We start from the raw sequence: 1024 nt of genomic DNA on the forward strand, positions 1-1024 counted from the left end.
CGTCCTCGACGGGACCGCCGCGCCGAGCGGGTCGGTCCTCGTCGTCGACGAGCTGGGGTTCCACCACGCCACGTCCGTGGCCGAGCTGCTGGCCGCCCGCGGGTGTGCGGTCGAGATCGTGACGCCCGCGATGGTCGTCGGGCAGGACCTCGGGCTCACCCTCGACCGCGAGGGATTCCGCAGGCGGGCGCACGCCCTCGGCATCCGGTCGACGACGGACACGCTGGTCACGGCGGTGGGGCCCACGGTCTCACTGGTCCACCACCCGACGGGCCGGACCTCGCGGCGGACGGTCGACGCCGTCGTCGGGGCCCTCCCGCCGGAGCCCGCCGACGAGCTGTGGGAGACCCTGCGGGGGCGGCCGGGGGTCCATCGGATCGGGGACTGCCTGGCGCCGCGGCGGATGGACGCCGCGATCCGTGACGGTGAGCGAGTGGCGGTGGCCCTGTGAGTGTCCCTGAGAACCCTGTGAGGGATGTCCACCTGTGGACCGGCACTGTGGACAACCTCGTCTTCGCAGGTCAGACATGCTGATCGGGGCGCTCACGTGGCGTGATGTCCACAACGGTCCACCGCCGACGCTCGTCGTCCCCGTCGGATCGGTCGAGCAGCACGGCCCCCATCTGCCCCTCACCACGGACCTCCGGGTGGCGGAACGCGTTGCCGCGCTCGTCGAGGACGCCGATCCGGGTCTCGTACTGGCGCCCGCCCTCGCCTACGGCGCCGCGGGGGAGCACGAGGGGTTCGCCGGGACCGTGTCGATCGGGCACGAGGGACTGAAGCTGCTGCTCGTCGAGCTGGGTCGGTCGGCCTGCCGGTGGGCGGCGCGGGTGGTGTTCGTGAACGGGCACGGCGGGAACGTCGCGACGCTGGTCGAGGCCTGCGCGCTGCTGCGCTATGAGGGCCGGGACGTCGGGTGGGTGCCGTGCGCGGTCCGGGGGGACGCGCACGCGGGGCGCACGGAGACGTCGGTGATGCTGGCTCTGGCCCCCGATGCCGTCCGTGGGGAGCGGGAGCCCGGCGC

1 protein-coding gene and 1 pseudogene are annotated in these 1024 nt (G+C 74.1%); both read left to right on the forward strand.

What is annotated here, in order from left to right; translation table 11 throughout:
- Positions 1 to 451, forward strand: a pseudogene (locus H5J29_RS34020) (mycofactocin system FadH/OYE family oxidoreductase 2); the annotation flags it as partial.
- A gap of 76 nt (positions 452 to 527) precedes the next feature.
- Positions 528 to 1024, forward strand: a 497-nt coding sequence (gene mftE, locus H5J29_RS34025) for a mycofactocin biosynthesis peptidyl-dipeptidase MftE (protein ID WP_181784956.1), incomplete at its 3' end; no start/stop codon positions are given.

This window comes from Pseudonocardia pini, assembly GCF_013870575.1.
Lineage (GTDB): Bacteria > Actinomycetota > Actinomycetes > Mycobacteriales > Pseudonocardiaceae > Pseudonocardia > Pseudonocardia pini.